This is a genomic window from Sulfidibacter corallicola (assembly GCF_017498545.1).
Lineage (GTDB): Bacteria > Acidobacteriota > Holophagae > Acanthopleuribacterales > Acanthopleuribacteraceae > Sulfidibacter > Sulfidibacter corallicola.
Window position 1 is genome coordinate 10376959 of record NZ_CP071793.1, and the last position, 18114, is coordinate 10395072.

Genomic DNA, 18114 nt, shown 5'->3' on the forward strand with positions numbered 1-18114 from the left:
CTAATCCGCGCGGGATCTCGATTTACTCCGATTTCCACACGCAAATCGTGATCGCTCAGGTGCCCCCCCGCGCACCCATGATCACGCTTCCTGCGCGGCCCGTACTCGGTCCAACTGGTGCGGCGGCACCGCGAACAAGTCATGGGCGGCCAGGATCGCGTCCTCGTCGAAGCTCGGCCGCCCCTTCCCGTCCAACGTGAAGACCGTCCAGTCGCGCTCCTTGAAGAAATCACGCAACGGTTCGATCGGCGTGTCGGGCAGGCGCTCGAACAGGACCAGCCTGATCGGGGTTTCGGCCAAGCAGGCCACCGCGCCGCGCAGAACCTCGATCTCGAAGCCCTCGACATCGATCTTCAAAAACTCCAGCCGGGCCTTTTCCTCCGCGGTCAGGGCCGTGTCCAGCCGGGTGATCGGCACCTCGATCAGGTTGCCCGAATGGTTGTTGCCGCTGCTGATCTTGTTGGTCTTGCCCGTGTCGCCCATTTTCTCGAAGGTCACCGTGCCTTCCGTGCTGCCCAGCGCGGTCTTGGCCGCCCGGTAACTTTCGCCCAAACGGTTCAGGGCCAGGTTCGCCACCAGGATCTGGTGCGACAGCTCGGTGGGCTCGAAGGCCACTCCGCCGCGGAAGTGTTTGGCCAACAGCAGCGTGTAGAGCCCGATGTTGCTGCCCACGTCGACCAGCACGCCGTCGCCTGAGGAGAAGCGGCGAATGAAGGTCATGAACTGGGAGTCGTAGAGGCGCACGTAGATCGGGTAACAGCCGCCCTCCGACCAGGGATAGACGATACAGCGAAGTCCGTTTTCCAACGGTGCGAGGATCGGTAGGCCGATGAGGCGTTTGAAGAGCTGCCAGGCAAAAAAATAGAAAATTCGACGTGTGCGTTGGCCGCGATTGGATGGCTCTTCCAGGATGTAACGCACGGTTTTGTACAGGTCGGACATGAAACGAGACATGGGCATCCTTGGGCGACGAAGATCGGTGCGATGGCGTCAAGTGATGGAATAGGCGGATTATAGCCCAAAGTCCGAGATGCGCTCACCGGTTTTCGAGAAGATCCGCGATCCAATCAGGCACGGTTTCGCGGTCCCCGTTTCAGCCCAATTCCACCGGTCGGGCGAACCAAAAATGGTGCAGGATACCGCCGTGATAATCGGCGGTCGTCCCGCTCAAAACCGCGAGAATGCTGTGGTCTTCGTCCAGCTCGGGGAAGAGATCGAAGGACAGCGAAAGATTGCCGGAAACCTCGCCGCCCGAAAAGCCCGGCGGCAACTCCAGATCGTTGCCGTTGAGCGGCTCCAGCAACACACCCTCGCTGGCGACCACGAAGGCGGTGGTGAGTGAGCTGAGCTCCTGACCCGAGGACTCGATCGTCACCATGTAGGACGCGGTGACCTGGTCCCGTGGCTTGACTTGGATCTGGAAATCGACCTGGACCACGGAGGTCTCGTTGTCGGCCTGTTCCAAGTTTTGCCCTTTAAAGTCAGCTAGTCTCAAAAATCACCTCGAGTTCGCTTTGTCCACCCCAGGGCGGAACGGGATGCGGCCGGCGGTGCCGTCGCGCTTCCATCAAAAAAACTAGGATATTAAGGAGAACGGGGGCGCTTGTCAACTACGCTTTTGGCAACCTCGACCCGTGCCGTTCAATGCGGAGGATCCGCCCCGCCACCTCGGCGCCGTGCACGCTCCTCGAATTCCCGATAGAGCCGCAACAACACCTTGGCGTCGTGCTCCCAGTGGTAGCGGGCGAATACCGCTTCCTGCCCCGCGAATCCCATTCGGGCACAGAGCTCGGCATCGTCCATCAGGCGCTTCATGCCACGCGCGACGGCCCGTGCATCGTTGGTATCCAGCAGCAGGCCCGCCTCCGAATCGCGGGCCACGCGGCGGACGTCGGGGGAAAACCGCGGCGCGATGAACGGCAGCCCGGCCAGCATGTAGTCGAACATTTTGTGAGGCATGCCCAGGATGTTGTTTTCCAGTTTGCGACGACCGAGGTGGCTCTGGAACAGAATCAGGCCGCAGTGGGCGGTGCGCACCCATTGAAAGGCCTGTTCGAAAGGCAGCCACTCGTGCACTTCCAAAAGATCGGCGACGCCCTTCCGTTGCGCTTCGGCCAGGAAAGCCTCCAGCGGTTCGTCGGCGATCCGGCCGATCAACCGCACCCGAAAGGGGGCCATGGCGCGCTGCCCGCCCTCGCCGTCATCCACCGCGGCGGTTTCGGTCTCACACAGATCGGCGAGATGACGCATGGCTTCGAGCAGGACGCGCGATCCGCGTTCTCGGCGCATCACGCCGAGGTGCACGAACACGAAGGGACTGTCGCGGAACCGTGCCGGTTCGGGCGCGCCGGCATGACGCACCGCGGGCAGGTAGCGCAACGAGGTGGTGTTGAGCACCAGATGGCAGCGCCGCGCGGAAAAGGCGAAATCGCGAGCCAACGAGAATTTGGCCAGAATCACGGCATCCGTGAACTGGGCCAGCAGGCCTTGATAGAGGCGATAGAGAAAGGCGCCCAACGTTCTCGCGCCCCGGGGCAGCCAGCGCTTGACCTGACCGGCATAGTGCTCGTGACAATCGAACACCACCCGCTTGGAGGAAAACAGGGTCAGGCTCAGGCCCACCAGCCAACTATCCGGCTCGTTGCAGTGGTAGACGTCCGCATCCAGTCCCCGCGCCAGTTTGCGCAACCGCGGCAGGAACCACAGGCGTCGCCACTTCCCCTTTTGCCGACGATAGGTGTGAATCGCGATCCCGTCCCGTTCCTCGACGCCCTCGGCCTCACCGCGACACAGGTGGGTGACGGCGTAACCCGCCTCACTCAAACTGCGCGCCTCCTTGTCGAAAATGCGCTTGTCGGTCGCCGGATGCGCCGCGGACAACATGCAAATGCGCAAGCGATGCGGTTGATTCATGAATGACCCAAGCATGGAGTGAAACGTGGAGCCGGCGCACCCAGCCATCGCGAAGTCCGGGTTCGGCGTGAAGCCCGGTGGGGAATCGAGATCAGTCTGCTTGGGTCCGCTCCAGGAATTCTAGGATCTTTTCCACGCACGCGTCTATGCTCAATTGGGTCATGTCCAGGTAGACGTCCGGTTCGTCGGGCGCCTCGTAGGGACTGTTCCACCCGGCGAGATTTTGGACCAGCCCCTCCCGCGCCTGACGGTAGAGTCCCGTTTCGTCGCGGGCCTCGCAATGGGCCGGTGTCGCGTCGACGTGCACCACGGAAAATTGGTCCGGGCCCACGATCTCCGACACCTGTTCGCGCAGTTTGGCGACGGGCGACACGAACGAACAGATCGCGATCAGGCCCGCCTCGTTGAACAGGCGCGCGGTCTCCGCGGCACGGCGCAGGTTCTCCGCGACGCCGGCACTGCCGAATCCCAATTCGCGGCTGAGCCCCCGCCGCATCTTGCCGCCGTCCAGCACCGTGGCCAACTTGCCGCGTTCGAACAGTTTGCGCTCCAAGGCGTAGGCGATCTCACTCTTGCCGGAAGAAACCAGGCCGGTCAGCCAGAGCGTGCGCGGCCGCTGGTCGAGGCGGCGCGCCACCTCGTCGCGGGTAACCCGGCCCTGGCGCATCGGTCGCCGGCTGATCGGCGCCCGCGTGACGTCCATGCTCGCGGGAAGCTGGTCGCTGGGCTGGCGGTCGATGATCATGCCGGCCGCGACGGTGCGGTGCGTCAGCGGATGGATCAGGATCAGGCTGCCGGTCCCGCGATTCTTGTGATAGGCATCGAAGTACAGGTCCTCCTGAGCCAGCAACACGACCCGACCAATCTCGTTGACCTGCAGCGGTGCGGCCTCCTGGCGGGTCAAGTTGTCCACATCGACCCGGTAGCGTACCTCGCTGATCAGGGCGGTGGTGGTGCGGGTCGTCTGCTTCACCAGGTACCGGGTTTCCGGGTCCAGCGGCATCTCGTCCATCCACACCATCATCGCCTCCAGATGGCGATTGACGGTCGGCCGGTTGTGGGGATGGATCAACATGTCGCCGCGGCCGATGTCCAGCTCCCGATCGAGCGTGACGGTGATCGACATCGGCGGTGCCGCCTCGTCCAACTCGCCGTCGTAGGTCGTAATCGACGCCACGTGCGCCTGCTTGCCGGAGGGCAGCACCTCGATCTTCGAACCCTTGCGCAGGATGCCCGAGACCATCTGGCCGCAATAACCGCGAAAGTCCTGGTGGGGCCGGTTGACGTACTGGACGGGCAGGCGCAGGTCGACCAGGTTGCGGTCGCCCGCCACGAATACCGACTCCATGATCTGTAACAGCGGTTCGCCCCTGTACCACGGCATGCGATCGCTGGTGGCGACCACGTTGTCGCCGACCAGCGCGCTGATGGGCAAAAAGCGCAGGTCGGGAATGCCGAGGCGCGTGGCGAACGTCGAGAACTCGTCGCGGATCCGCTCGAACACCGCCTCGTCGTAACCGACCAGGTCCATTTTGTTGACGGCGACGACCATGTGGGGGATGCCCAACAGCGCGGCGATGAAGGCGTGCCGTTTGGATTGGCGGCGCAATCCCTTGCGGGCATCGACCAGCACGATCGCCAAATCGGCGGTGGAGGCGCCCGTCGCCATGTTGCGGGTGTACTGTTCGTGGCCCGGCGTGTCGGCGAGAATGAATTTTCGGCGGTGGGAGGAGAAGTAGCGATAGGCCACGTCGATCGTAATGCCCTGTTCCCGCTCGGCTTTGAGTCCATCGGTCAAGAGCGCCCAATCCACCTGGCGCGAGGCGGAACCCCGCGCGCTTTCGTCGGCCAACGCGTGGAGTTGGTCCTCGTAGATGTTCTGGGTATCGTGCAACAGGCGCCCGATCAGGGTGGATTTGCCGTCGTCCACACTGCCGGCGGTGGAGATGCGGACCAGCTCTTTTTCACCTTCTTCGGCCAGGAACCGGGTCAACTCGTCGGAATGGGTTTTTGGTTCGCTCATCAGAAATATCCGTCTTTTTTCTTTTGCTCCATCGAGGCCTCGCCGTCGTGGTCGATCACCCGATTGGCGCGCTCGGAAGTGCGGACCTCGATCATTTCGGCGATGATCTCGGGCACGCTGGTCGCCGTCGAGCGAATGGCCCCGGTGCAGGGCGAGCAGCCCAGACTGCGGAAGCGGCACATCAGGCGCACCGGCTTGCGGCGCAGCCGGTCGGGAAAGGGAAAGCGCTCGACCGGAATCAAATGGCCGTCCATGTCGACCACCTCGCGCTCGGCGGCGAAGTACATCGGCACGATGGGAATCTTTTCAAGGTGGATGTAGTGCCAGACATCCATCTCGGTCCAGTTGGAAAGCGGAAAGACACGAATCGTTTCGCCGCGCTTGACCCTGGCGTTGTAGAGGTTCCACAGTTCGGGCCGCTGGTTCTTGGGATCCCAGCCGCCGTCGCGATTGCGAAAGCTGAAAATGCGTTCCTTGGCACGCGACTTCTCCTCGTCGCGTCGGGCCCCGCCGAAGGCCGCGTCGTACCCGCCGGCGGCCAACCCGTCCAGCAGGGCGCGCGTCTTGAGGAAACCACAGCAGGCGCCGGTTCCCAGATCGTAGGGATTCGCCTTTTTGGCCAGGGCCGCCTCGTTGCGGTGAACGACCAAATTCAGCCCGGCCTCTTTCGTGAACGCGTCGCGAAAGGCATACATCTCTTCGAACTTGTAGGAGGTGTCCACGTGCAGGAGTGGAAAGGGCACCGGGGCCGGGAAAAACGCCTTTTGGGCCAGGCGCACCATGACCGAGGAGTCCTTGCCGACCGAATACAGCATGACCGGCCGTTTGAATTCGGCGGCGACTTCGCGCATGATGTGGATGCTTTCCGCCTCCAGGCTGCGCAAGTGGCCAATATGGTAGTGGTTCTTCTCGTGCCGCATCGTCACCTGTTCGATTCGAGGGAACAACCCATCGGGGGTCTCTATCAACATATCGCCTCACCTGACTTTTTCCTTAGAGCGCGGCTTTCGAGCGCGTTTCCGATTCGCGTGGGACAAACGAACGAGCGGGACATCCACACCTCAGAGCTGTTTCACGCAACGGAGGATGCGCGTCACGGCCTGATCGACCGATTCGCGGCGCGTATCCACCACCATTTCCGGTTGTTTGGGGGCTTCATAGGGATCGTCGATGCCGGTGAATTGCCGGATCTCGCCGCGTCGGGCCTTGGCGTAGAGGCCCTTGACATCGCGTTCCTCGCAGGTGTCCAGCGGGGTCGCCACGTGGACCTCGATGAAGTTGCGACACATGGCGCGAACGCGGTCGCGCGTTTCGCGGTAGGGCGAGATGTAGGAGGCAATGGCGAATATCCCGTTGTTCTCCAGCGTCTTGGCGATGAAACCCGCTTTGAGCACGTGGGCATCGCGTTCCTTTTTGGAGAAACCCGTCTGCGGCAGGATATTGCGGGTGACGTCACCATCCAGCCAATCGACGCGAAATCCCTGGCGCCGCATCTCTTTGGCCAGGGCCTCGGCGATCGTCGTTTTCCCCGATCCCGAGAGTCCCGTCAACCAGATCACCCCGGAGGGCAGGGCTTTTTTTCCGAAATTGACCCGGTCCCAGGCGCGTTCGTGCACGAAGTAGAGCACCATTTTGATCGACATTTCCAAGGTTCCGGCGGCCATGGCCAGCTCGACCTTTTCGGTCAGTAGATAGACGAGGGTCACGGTGGTCAGCGTCGCCAGGGCGCGCCAGGAGAAGGACTTGATCGCGGATCGGGACCAGGACTCTTGATACGACAAAGATGGCGTCTGCATGGGCATCGTCTCGGCGTGAAGTTTTGGCGACACCGGTCCCGACACAACCGGGGAACGGGCCTTCGCCATTCCAGGGTGGTTGCGCAACTATAGGCATCGGAGCAGGTTGGAGCATGGGTCGATGTCACTGGAAATCATTCTAACCATGCCCGATTTGGGCGGTCAATGCCTCGACGCGGCAAATTCCGCCGAGCCCACCAAATTTCATTTGCATTACACCGAGGGTTCATTTCCGGGGTTTGGACCGGGCCCGCTGACGGTCGGCCGGACGAAAACGGCACCCCAAACCACATCTCCGCTTCGGTTTCAGGGGGGTCGTTTCAGTCTCCGATTCAGCTTTTTTTCAGGTTGTCGCCCACCCTGGGCGCCGGTGCCGAGCGCGTCATCGACAAAGCACCGGAGATCCAGGGCGAACACCAACCAAAAAAAGAGCCCGCCACCGCCGAAACGGTAGCGGGCTGAATGCCACGGAAAGAATTGGTCGTCCAGAAAAAAATGCCCGCCATCGCCGCAACGATAGCGGGCCAATGCCACGGAAAAACTCATTGTCCGGTTGAAAAAAGATGCTCGCCGCCGACGTAGCGACGGCGAGCCAATGCCACGGAAAAACTCATTGTCCGGTTGAAAAAAGATGCTCGCCGCCGACGTAGCGACGGCGAGCCAATGCCACGGAAGAAATCGTTTCGAATGGAAAAAGAGGTCCGCCGCCGACGTGGCGACGGCAGACCAGAGCCACGGAAGAAAGTGTCGTAAGGGGAGACTGCCGGAAATCGCCGATTCGCCGGCGGGTCGGCGATCGGGAGGTGGAATCAATTTGGAAAAAAGGACCCGCCGTCGCTGGTTCGGCGGCGGGAGGAAACCACATCGAAGAGAAAGCTGGGAAGGAACGGTTCGTAATTGGGTAGTTCGAGCGGATGGCGAGGCACACCTCGTCCACCCGAGGTGGTTCGGTGATCGAATTCGCGGTGACGGTCCCGAGGCTCGGTAAGGGAGGCCCGGTAAGGGAGGCCCGGTAAGGGAGGCCCGGTAAGAGCCACACGAAGGCCGATCGCCGGGATTCAGGCTGGCCGCGATGGGGATTCGGCGACAAGGCGATGGCACGTGGTCGCGCCGGAAACCGGGGCTTTGGGTTACATGTACAATCTAGTTAAAAGAGTGGAAGCCTCAAAAGCTTCGAAAATTCGAATCAGCGACGCTTGGCCGAGCGTCGTGGTGGCCGGGGCATTTCGTCCCGGTCGATCACCCCGTCGCCGTTGCGATCGACCTCACCGAACACATGGGTCAGGTCGGCCACTTCCAGCACGCCGTTGTGATCGAAATCAAACGCATCGGCCGGAGGCGATGGCCGGCGGCCGGAGTCGCGTTGGCCGTCCCCGCTTTCTCCCTGCCGAGACCGATGGGCCTCGAGGAATTCGACGATGCTCTCGTTGGTGAGGGTTCCGGCTTCGTTTTGTAGGCCCGCCACCAGGGTGGACCACTCGTCCTGGGTGACCTGCCCGTCTCGGTCACTGTCGGCGATGCGGATCAGGTGGAAGCCTGGATTGTGGCGACGACCTTCGCGACGCTCCTTCGATCCATAATCGGCATAGCCTTTCCGTTGGGCGAAGGCGATCGTGGAGATCATGGCGATCAGTGCGAGTATCATCATTTTTTTCATATCCAGGACTCCATTGCGGTAATGGGACCGGAGCCCGCCGCCCTGCTTGGCGACCACCCCGTCGACACCACCAAAATTACCCTCCGAAAGTGGAGAAACTGTGGAGAAATCCGACTGAGATGTTTTGTTACAAAGTCGGATCGCAATCGACCATTCGACTTCTAAGTCATTACCTTTCAAGGGTTTTCTTTGTAACTGAAAACTGAAACCCAAAATTTCAGCCCCGAACCGCCCATCTGAAACAGAGTTTCCTTTGACCCCCTTTCGGGGAGCGCGTTACGGTGTGTTCATCCAGAAACGAGGGTTTTTTGAAAAGGCTCCCCTGAATTGGCCGGATGTCCAATGCCCGTGGGCACCGGCAGCAAGGTGTCATCTAATCATCTAGAAACAATAATCTTGCTGAAGCCTGACACCTGATACCGTGCCCATCCGGCCAAGCCGCCTGGGAGTGGTGATCCTTCCGTTTCTGGATGGGCAGCGGGTTGTTGCCCAGCTCGAAGACTTTGCCAAACGGCCGATTCCGCCAGGGAGCCCGACATGAATGAAGCCACATGCGACCTCCATCCCGTTTTTGTGCTGTGTAGTCCTCGCTGCGGATCTACCTTGCTCCGCGTGATGTTGGCGGGGCATCCGGGTTTGTTCGCACCGCCGGAACTCCATTTGTTGCCCTATCGAACCATGGCCGAACGTGCGAACACGCCGGGCATGAGCGAGTTCATGGGATTGGGTCTGGTCAAGGCACTGACCGTCCTGAGCGACACCTCGATGAAAACGGCGCAAAAGGAGTTGCGCGCATGGGAACGCGATGATCGGTCGATTCCCGATGTCTACCACGCCTTGACGACCGCGGCCGCGCCGCGCATGCTGGTGGACAAAACGCCCACCTACGCCGAACACCTGGAGCATCTGGAGCGGGCCGGCGCCTGGTTTCCCAAGGCGCGGTTCATCCACTTGATTCGCCACCCCTTGGCCGTGATGGATTCGATCATGCGTTTGAATCGGAAGCCGATGGTCCGCGATTTCGTTTTTCGCGGCGAGGTGGACTCGTGGCGCGCGGCGGAGACGATTTGGGTTCGCCACAACCGAAATAGCGCGCGTTTTCTCGCCACGGTCGCGCCCGATCGGCAAACAACGATCCGCTACGAGGACCTGGTCACTCGGCCCGAAGCGATGATGCGCGCCGTTTGCGAGATGTTGGGATTGACCTTCGATCGAGGCATGCTGGACCCCTACCAACCGGGTCGCATGACGGAGGGCATCGCCATCGGCGACGTGAATTTCCGCAACCACAAGGGCGTCGACCCGGCCCTCGCCGAGGCCTGGCGCGACGTGCGCCTCCCCCACCCCCTCTCGGACGAGGCCCAAGCCCTGGCCGCCGCGTACGACTATCCGGTCCCGGTGGCAACAGCACAATGACGGCAGCAACCCAAGCCCCCTGGTTGGGGACTGGTTGGGGACACCCACCAATTGGACTGGTTGGGGACACCCACCAATTGAACGTCGGCTATTTCGGTCACCGCTATTTCGGGACACCCACCAACTCCACCGCCGGGGGGATGGTTTGGTTCGGGACACCCACCAATCTGGTTCGGGACACCCATTAACTTCACCGCCAAACATCGGCTATTTCGGGGTTGAGGACACCCACAAACTTCACTGCCAAACATCGGCTATTTCGGGAGCCGGCTATTTCGGGACACCCACAAACTTCACCAATCCGGTTCGGTTCGGGACACCCACCCGAAAAAGGCGCCTTATTTCGGTGGACGAGCCGAATCTGGTTTGGGACACCCACCAACTTGGCAATCTGGTTCGGGATCTAATCTGGTTCGGGACACCCACAAACTTCGCCGCCGATATTTTTTCGGGACACCCATTAACTTCACCGCCAAACATCGGCTATTTCGGGGTTGAGGACACCCACAAACTTCACCGGTTCCGGTTGGGGACACCCACAAACTTCACCGCCAAACATCGGCTATTTCGGGAGCCGGCTATTTCAGGACACCCACCAACTTCTCCAATCCGGTTCGGTTCGGGACACCCACCAACTTCACCACCGACAATCTGGTGACTGGTTAGGGAGCTATTTTTTTCGGGATTTTTATTTCGGGACACCCACCAACTTCACCGCTGATTTCCGGTTCGGGACACCCACCAACTTCACCGACGATATCGGGCGGAGATGTGGAAAAATCGTTGCTTCCGGATAGGCGTCGATCTAGTGGGTGAACATCAACGGCGCCTTGGGGCTGTGATTCGCGTGGGTACCGATCCCTAGCCCGCCTGAAATCGTTGCTGAAGCCAACGTCGCGCCACCTTCCAATCTCGAATCACAGTCATTTCAGACACTTGAAGCAGCTCACCAATTTCTCGGTTGGTCAGTCCGGCAAAAAATTTCATCTCCACCACCTTCGCGGCGCGTGGGTCCATCCGCGCAAGCGTGTCCAGGGATTCATTCAGGAACTCCATATCGATGGATAGCTGACCTCCCTCTGAATCCGCGTCCTGTAAGGTCACCCACTCGACGCCTCCACCTCGCTTTTCAGCCTTTCGAGCCTTGGCATGGTCGATCAAAAGGTATCGCATGACCCGGGCCGCGACCCCAAAAAACTGGCTGCGACACGAAAAAGGCGCCTTATTTCGGTGGACGAGCCGCAAAAAGGCTTCGTTGACCAATTCGGTGGGAACCCAGGTATGGTTTTGGCGCTCACGCATCAGCGCATTGCGGGCGATTTGACGTAAATCTTGAAAAATCAAGGGGAACAAACGGTGGAACGCTTGCTCGTCTCCCGCGTACCATTGCGCCATGAGTTCCGTGATGTCCTGGTCGGATTCCTGTTCGTCCGAATGTTGCCCGTGAGAAGAGGCAGATTCTGCCATTCCGTAAATCCTTTTGCCAAATGATCGCCCCGTTCAATATTATCCCAAACAACGTCATTCCTCGATACCCGGTGGGTTCGGTTTGGAGTGGGAGGATTCGATGAACACCGACGCGAACAAATCACACCTCCCTCCCAGCCGCTGGATGAAAATCAAAGAAATCGTCGCCGATGCATTGGACAAGCCCGAGCCGGACCGAGCCGCATTCATCGAGCGAGCCTGTGAGGGAGATCGCGATCTGCAACGCGAGGTTGGCGAACTCGTGTTCCTCGACGAATGGGATCCCCGCATTTGGGAATCGCCCCTTTCGTCGGGCTGTCCGGAAGGCGGAGCACCCCCGCTATTTTCAATGGCGTCGGAAACGTTTATCGGGAAACAGATTGGCTCGTACCGTTTGGTTCGAGAACTAGGCACCGGAGGCATGGGTCACGTTTTCCTCGCAGCGCGCATCGATGCGGAGTACCGGGCACAGGTCGCCATCAAGATTCTCAAACCGGGAATGGGAAGCGCCGAAATCCTGGCTCGCTTTCGCAGGGAACGCCAGATATCGGCCGATCTCGATCACCCCAACATCGCGCGCCTTTTCGAGGGTGGAACCACCCCGAACGGCCTACCCTATTTCGTCATGGAGTACGTGGTCGGCGTCCCGATCACGCGGTATTGCCGAGAACAGGCGCTGGGCGTGAAAGCCCGACTCCGGTTGTTTCGCAAGGTGTGCCTCGCGGTCCAGGAAGCACACCAGAATTTGATCATCCACAGGGATATCAAGCCGGGCAACATTCTGGTCAAAGACGACGGAGAACCCAAATTACTCGATTTCGGTATCGCCAAGGTCCTCGATGCCGATGCCACCGATGCCTCCAGCCACACCCGCACGGGACAACGTTTTTTCACGCCGAGGTACGCCAGTCCGGAACAGGTCCGAGGAGACACCCTGACGACCGCCAGCGATGTCTATTCACTCGGCGTGCTGCTTTACGAACTGCTCACGGGCCAATGCCCGCCGATCCGGCCCTCTGCGGACGGAGACAACGCGACGTCGGCTCGAGAGGGCGAGCCCGTGAAACCCAGCACGGTCCTCGAGAGAGACCCGAAGGCCGAGCACGGCGCGGATCCCCTCGGGAGCGTCAGTCCAAAGCACCGGCGTCATTGGAAGCGCGAGCTGCAAGGCGATCTGGACACCATCGTGCTCTGTGCGTTGCGAGACGACCCGCACCGGCGTTATGGGTCGGCAGCCCAACTGGGCGACGACTTGGCCCGCCACCTGAGCGGCCGACCCATAAGCGCTCGCCCCGAATCCTGGTCGTACCTTTCGGCCAAATTCGTGAAGCGTCATCGCGTCGGGGTGGCGATTACCGTCTCGTCGTTCCTCATATTGGTTACCGCGGTCTTTGGCTTGTGGCGCCAGCGGGATATGCTGAAACACCAACGCACGGAAGCGCGGGCATTGAAGGTCATCGCAGAGGACGAGCGGGACCACGCGCAGGCGATATCTCGATTTCTGGTCGACAGTTTCGTCGGTGCGGACCCCTATGAACGGCGAACCAAGGCCGCCTCACTCGAAGAAATTCTCGACGACGCTCGATGGCGCCTGCTGGCGGATACGGAGCTTAAGCCCCTGGTTCGCGCCGAACTGTGTCACGAATTGGGCAACGTCCTCAACAATCTGGGGCAGTTCGAGCCGGCAGAAGCAATGATGCTGGAATCGCTGGAATTACGTCGAGACCATGGCGCAAGCGATCGAAAGATCGGCGAATCGCTCGAAATCCTCGCTTCGCTGGATTTGGCCCGCGGCCAGTATTCGGCGGGAATCGCCCGCTACGAGGAAAGCCATCGGCTCTACGGCACCCTGAACCGGGAGAACGCACATGCCATCGCGGCGAATCGCATTCGCTTGGGCTTGACGCACAACCTGACCCAGGACTATCGCTCGGCCGAGGCATCCTTACGTCGTGCCATGGACATTTTCGGGAGACATCCCACCACGGAGACCAACCATCTCGCCTATGGCTGTGCAGAATTGGCGATGGCCCTGATGGGCCAGGGGAAACTGAGCGAGGTCCCGTCCCTGATAGATCGGGCTGAAGCCATCGAAGCAGAACTGAGGGAACCGCGCCCGGCTCTTCGGGCATCAATCTGGTTCTATCGAGGCATGTACCTACGATGTACGGGCCGGGTCGACGAGGCCGTGGCGCTCCAGCGTTCCGTGCTGGCCACATACCGCGACCAGTTCGGGGCCCAGCACTGGCGGATCGGCCAGGTTCTCCACGAAATGGCGCGCTGTGCATGGACGCAGGGTGAGTGGAACATGGGCGATCGACACCAGGCGACGGCCCTGGAAATCCTGCGACAGACCTTCCCATCGACTCATCGCCTGGTGATCGATGGTGCGCTTTTGAAAGTGGATTTCTGGGAACAGTCGGGTCGGTTGCCAAGGGCACTGACCGAATTGGAAGCACTGGTCGCAACCTATCGGCAACGGTTGCCAGAGGATCAAGCCCTGTTCGGTGCGCTCGCCCACGCTTTGGGCTTCCATTACTTGAGGTTGGATTACAATCGGGAGGCAGCGGCCATTTACGAACATTTGGTGCCAGCGATGATCACCTCGATGGGCGCCAACGACACCCGAATCGCGGCTGCACGCCACAATTGGGCTGTCGCCTGTCGCCGCCTCGGCCAGTTCGAAAAAGCCGCCCACATCTATCGCGACCTGGACAAGGCCCCACCGGACAACCTCCTTTCCCGGCTCATCTATGAATTGGGAAAAGCCGATCTCGCCTTGGCCAACGGGGATCGAAGTGGTCATGAGTCTCAAGTAGCGGCAATCACCGTTCGGCTTTCCGACCTGGATCCGGAAAGCGCCGTACTCCTGGAATGGCGCCTGCTTTCGAGTCGATCGCGTGGCGCGCATGCCCGCGGAAATCTGATCGAGGCCGGTGAGCTCCTCGATCGAGCCCTTTTCGTTCCGGTTCCCACGTCCGATCCATTGGAGGTCCGGTCCGTTCGGTTGATGTTGCGCAGAATCCGGCTTCACCTCGAACTGAACCAGCAATCCGAAGCCCTGGCCAAGAGCGAATCGCTGCTCGACCAGTGCCTCCCGTTCTTTGCGAACGAAACACCGCTTTTTCGCCAAGTACTGGCCATCCGTGTCGAGAGCCTTCGCCTGGCGAATCGTTTCGATGAAGCCCGGACTCTCGAGGCCCGCTTCTCAACCGAATGAATGCACCGTCAAGCGAGCTCCAGGAATTCGGGTTGGCCCGCGATCGGAGTCGCGGATGAATCGGATTTCCCACCAGGTTTCGGCATTTGAATGGTAGGCCAAGCGCATGGCTTGATGGGCCGCGCATACGGCGGTTTGCAACGAGGTGCTGTGGCCGAAAGTAAGGGGAGGACACCCATCGGGGTCCGAGCCGTTCACAGCGCCCGCAGCACCACGTCACACTGTCCGGCGGTGTCTCCCGACATGTTGGCCACGAACACCGTCGAACTGCCCCAATTGAATTGGTAGGTATAGGCGTTACTGGTGGTCGTGGCATAGTATCCCTCGGGCGGGGTGTTGCCCGTGCCGGGCCCCGTGTTGGCCGAGTAGTTGACCATGATCGGATAGCTGTTTTCGCCGTTGGCGTCCAGGGGACCGCCGATAATCACCAGCACCCCCAGGTTCCCACTGGAACAACGCAACACCACCTGCATGTAGCGCGGTTCGGCCAGGCCCTGGGCGGTTTGCCCGGGTGCCATATTCACGGTCTGCCCGATCGGTAGTTCGAGCGGATTCGTGCCCGGCATGCCGGGACCCACCGCCTGGATGCGGATTGGCGTGTTGCTGTTGGCGCTGATGTTGGTCACACTCAGGTTGTTCCCGTTCCAATTGTTGACAATGATGCTCGGTTGATTGGTCAAGGCCGGCACCTGCTTCTCGACCGGAACCGAGCCACCCGAGGTGATGGCGATCGAACCCTGGTTGTTCTGCAGCGCCTCGTTCTGGTAGGCGAACACCACCGACCCAGTGGGCGTCTCCGGCAGATTGGCGTTCTGATTGGTTTCCAGGATCATCGGCGCGCCGTTCCAAGACGCATCGACGACATTGACCCCGATCATTTCGTAGGGAACCGTTTGGGTGGACTTTTCAAGTTGTAGCATGCAATCTCCCATCAACAACGGAAGGATCGAATCGATGAAACGCAACCGATCAGGCGAGCCGTGCCGGCTGGAAAGCCCGAAGCGCCAAACCTGCTCGGGGCTTTCTTCCAAGCGGTAACCGTCGCCCTGTCACAGCTTTGTCAACGTAACCGTCGCCTGGGCCGGCGCCACCGGCGAGAGATTGACCACGTACACCGTCGAACTGCCCCAGTTGAACTGATAGGCGTAGTTGTTTCCGGTCGTGGTCGCCGTGTAACCGTCCGGCGGCGGGTTGCCGGTGCCTGGCCCGGTATTTTCCGAAGCGTTCAAGGCAAACACGTGGCCGTTGTCGCCTTGTTCGTCGGTGGGCCCGCCGATGAGGCCGAAAATCGTGAGGTCGGAGGATTGGGAGCGCATCGCCAACTGCATGAACTGAGGCAGTGCATTGCCCTGGGCGGATTGCGTGGTCGACAGTGGCAGCGTGGCTCCCACCGACAGCGGCAGCGGAAACTGACCGGGAATGCCCGGCCCGTACGCCGCGATCCAGATCGGTGTGTCGTCGGCGGCGCTAATGTTGGTCACGCTCAGATTGTTGGCGTGCCAGTTGTTCATCAGAATCGACGGCTGGTTGGCGCCGAAAGGCACCGTGGGAAACAGGGGTTCGCTTCCGCCCGAGCTGATCGCCAGTTGGCCCTGATTGTTGCGCGTCGCCTGATTGGCATAGGCGAAAATGACGGTACCGTTCGGGGTCTGCGGCATGTTCACCGATTGATCCTTGGCGAGCACGGTCCCGATCCCATTCCAATCGTTGTCCACCGAATTCTGGTTGAGTACATCGAACGTCGTCTCGGTTGGGGGCCTCATGAAATCTCCTTCGAGGAAAGGCGGTCCGGTACGCCCGAACCGAAGCCATCTGTGTTGTCGGTTGGTGCCAAAGGCGGCGTGAAACGCCGCGTGCGAATGTTGAAGCCCGATCAGTCATTGCAGCGTCGGCAAGTGTCCCGAATCCTGTCGCTCGGGAAATTGCTGGGTGTCCCCATTCGGACGACTCGAATTGGTGGGTGTCCCCGTTCCGACCAGGGCTTGCAGCCGATTATGGGTGTCCCCATTCGAATTGGTGGGTGTCTCCATTCCGGTCTGCCACTCGAATTTTTGGGTGTCCCCATTCCAGGCGGCCGGCCAATCAGGACTTGCAGCCGATTATGGGTGTCCCCATTCCGCCCATTCCGATGTTCCGAAACTATGGGTGTCCCCATTCGAATTGGTGGGTGTCCCCATTCCGGGCTTGCAGCCAATGATGGGTGTCCCCATTCGGATTTGGCGAATTCGGCTGCCGGGCTTCCGTATTTTTGGGTGTCCCCATTCGAATTGGTGGGTGTCTCCATTCCGGTCTGCCACTCGAATTTTTGGGTGTCCCCATTCCAGGCGGCAGGCCAATCAGGACTTGCAGCCGATTATGGGTGTCCCCATTCCGATGTTTCATTCGGCCAATCAGGGCTTGCAGCCGATTATGGGTGTCCCCATTCGAACTGGTGGGTGTCCCCATCCCGACGTCACTCGAATTTATGGGTGTCCCCATTCGAATTGGCTGCCGGGCTTCCGTATTTTTGGGTGTCCCCATTTGAATTGGTGGGTGTCTCCATTCCGGGCTTCCGCAGCCGATTATGGGTGTCCCCATTCGAATTGGTGGGTGTCCCCATTCCGGGCTTCCACTCGAATTTATGGGTGTCCCCATTCGAATTACCCATTCGAATTATGGGTGTCCTCATTCCGGCGCATTGGGCTCCGAATTGGTGGGTGTCCCCATTCCGGGCTTCCGGGCTCCGAATCGGTGGGTGTCCCCATTCCGGGCTCATTCATTCCCATTCGAACCCCATTCGAACCAGGTGGGTGTCCCCATCCCGGGCTGGGTACCAACCGAACCGGGACTGGAAGGCCTCCCGCTCGGTTCGGTTGATTCCCTGTTGGTCGAATTACAGCGCCCGTAGCGTGACCTGAACGGGGTTGGCCGTGCTGGGCGACAGGTTGGAGACGAAGATCGTGGACGAGCCCCAATTGAAGGCGTAGGTGTATGCGTTACTGGTCGTGGTGGCGTAGTAGCCCGGAGGCGGCTCGTTACCCGTGCCCGGTCCGGTGTTGGACGTGGCGTTGACCGCAATCACGTAGCCGTTGTTGTTGTCTTTGTCCAGCGGGCCGCCGATCAAGCCGACCACACCGAGCGTCGGCGTGGTGGAGGTGAAGACCAACTGCATGTATTGGGGGCTGGCGTTGCCTTGGGCGGCCTGTCCCGGCGTCAGGGTCACCGGCTCCTGGGTGGTCAGGTTCTGGGGGTTGATGCCGGGGATGCCGGGTCCCACACCCTGGACCAGGATCGGGGTGTTGTCGTTGGCGCTGATGTTGGTGAGGCTGAGGTTGTTGGCGTGGTAGTTCTCGATGAAGATCGTCGGTTCGTTGGCCAATGCGGGAATGTTGGGGAATTCGGGCTGACTGCCTCCGCTGGTGATAGCCAGCGTACCCTGGTTGTTTTCGGTTGCCTGATTGGTGGCCGCCAGGATCATGGTGCCGTCGGGCGTCTGCGGCATGTTGAGGTTCTGATCCTTCAACAATGAGGTGGGCTGGCCGTTCCAACTGTCCTGAACGGAATTTCTACCTAGAACTTCGAAGCTAAAATCTGAATGATGAGGCATGTTACCTTCTCCTATGGTGAAGTTTAATCCGCCAGA

Annotated in this window: 13 protein-coding genes; 2 read left to right on the plus strand and 11 right to left on the minus strand. The window is 60.4% G+C overall.

Going from position 1 to position 18114, the window contains the following annotated elements; all coding sequences use genetic code 11:
• Positions 1 to 81 precede the first annotated feature (81 nt).
• The 7 genes from J3U87_RS31210 to J3U87_RS31240 all read right to left on the minus strand — a co-directional run bounded on the left by J3U87_RS31210 (position 82) and on the right by J3U87_RS31240 (position 8389).
• Positions 82 to 954, minus strand: a complete 873-nt coding sequence (locus J3U87_RS31210; protein ID WP_237379719.1) for an FkbM family methyltransferase — start codon at positions 952 to 954, stop codon at positions 82 to 84.
• Between the two features lie 139 nt (positions 955 to 1093).
• A complete protein-coding gene (locus tag J3U87_RS31215; RefSeq protein ID WP_237379720.1) occupies positions 1094 to 1495 on the minus strand; it encodes a hypothetical protein in 402 nt (133 codons plus the stop codon).
• Between the two features lie 146 nt (positions 1496 to 1641).
• Positions 1642 to 2913 carry a glycosyltransferase family 4 protein gene (locus tag J3U87_RS31220; RefSeq protein ID WP_237379721.1) on the minus strand — a complete coding sequence of 424 codons (1272 nt, stop codon included), beginning with the start codon at positions 2911 to 2913 and terminating at the stop codon, positions 1642 to 1644.
• Between the two features lie 91 nt (positions 2914 to 3004).
• On the minus strand, positions 3005 to 4936 hold the full coding sequence (cysN, locus tag J3U87_RS31225) for a sulfate adenylyltransferase subunit CysN (protein ID WP_237379722.1): 1932 nt from the start codon (positions 4934 to 4936) through the stop codon (positions 3005 to 3007).
• Positions 4936 to 5856, minus strand: a complete 921-nt coding sequence (gene cysD / locus J3U87_RS31230; protein ID WP_420038336.1) for a sulfate adenylyltransferase subunit CysD — start codon at positions 5854 to 5856, stop codon at positions 4936 to 4938. Before cysD ends, cysN begins: the two co-directional genes overlap by 1 nt.
• Before the next feature lie 141 nt (positions 5857 to 5997).
• Positions 5998 to 6732 (minus strand): adenylyl-sulfate kinase, encoded by a 735-nt coding sequence (gene cysC / locus J3U87_RS31235; protein WP_237379724.1) that lies wholly within the window; start codon positions 6730 to 6732, stop codon positions 5998 to 6000.
• Between the two features lie 1186 nt (positions 6733 to 7918).
• On the minus strand, positions 7919 to 8389 hold the full coding sequence (locus J3U87_RS31240; RefSeq protein ID WP_237379725.1) for an EF-hand domain-containing protein: 471 nt from the start codon (positions 8387 to 8389) through the stop codon (positions 7919 to 7921).
• A 537-nt stretch (positions 8390 to 8926) separates the two neighbouring features.
• Here J3U87_RS31240 and J3U87_RS31245 point away from each other — a divergent pair.
• A complete protein-coding gene (locus J3U87_RS31245) occupies positions 8927 to 9805 on the plus strand; it encodes a sulfotransferase family protein (protein WP_237379726.1) in 879 nt (292 codons plus the stop codon).
• Positions 9806 to 10666: 861 nt separating this feature from the next.
• Here J3U87_RS31245 and J3U87_RS31250 read toward each other — a convergent pair.
• Positions 10667 to 11272, minus strand: coding sequence for an ECF-type sigma factor (locus tag J3U87_RS31250; protein WP_237379727.1), 606 nt, complete (start codon positions 11270 to 11272; stop codon positions 10667 to 10669).
• A gap of 100 nt (positions 11273 to 11372) precedes the next feature.
• Here J3U87_RS31250 and J3U87_RS31255 point away from each other — a divergent pair, with 100 nt between their 5' ends.
• A complete protein-coding gene (locus J3U87_RS31255; RefSeq protein WP_237379728.1) occupies positions 11373 to 14492 on the plus strand; it encodes a serine/threonine-protein kinase in 3120 nt (1039 codons plus the stop codon).
• 194 nt (positions 14493 to 14686) lie between these two features.
• Here the strand turns inward: J3U87_RS31255 and J3U87_RS31260 are convergent, their stop codons facing one another.
• The 3 genes from J3U87_RS31260 to J3U87_RS31270 all read right to left on the minus strand — a co-directional run bounded on the left by J3U87_RS31260 (position 14687) and on the right by J3U87_RS31270 (position 18078).
• Positions 14687 to 15412: a hypothetical protein gene (locus J3U87_RS31260; RefSeq protein ID WP_237379729.1), complete on the minus strand. Its 726-nt coding sequence runs from the start codon at positions 15410 to 15412 to the stop codon at positions 14687 to 14689.
• A 129-nt stretch (positions 15413 to 15541) separates the two neighbouring features.
• Positions 15542 to 16255, minus strand: coding sequence for a hypothetical protein (locus J3U87_RS31265; protein WP_237379730.1), 714 nt, complete (start codon positions 16253 to 16255; stop codon positions 15542 to 15544).
• Positions 16256 to 17364: 1109 nt separating this feature from the next.
• Positions 17365 to 18078 (minus strand): hypothetical protein, encoded by a 714-nt coding sequence (locus tag J3U87_RS31270; RefSeq protein WP_237379731.1) that lies wholly within the window; start codon positions 18076 to 18078, stop codon positions 17365 to 17367.
• Positions 18079 to 18114 lie beyond the last annotated feature (36 nt).